A 239-nucleotide genomic window follows, 5' to 3' on the forward strand; every position below is an offset into this window, starting at 1 on the left:
TTGCATATATAAATCTATATTAAAAAATAACATTTTATTTATAGTATATTTTAGTTGAAAGTGAAGGATAGAAGTCCTATATGAATTTTAAAATATATACTTTTAGAAAGCTAATGGTTTTTAACCACAATTGTTCATTGTCAACTGTTTATTGTAATAACTTTATGCATCAACATTTATTAAAAGAAAATGTCATAAAATTTATTATTTTTGTATTATTTTTCATATAGTATGTATTA

The organism is Clostridium sp. ZBS2 (genome assembly GCF_023845855.1).
Classification (GTDB): Bacteria; Bacillota; Clostridia; order Clostridiales; family Clostridiaceae; genus Clostridium; species Clostridium aquiflavi.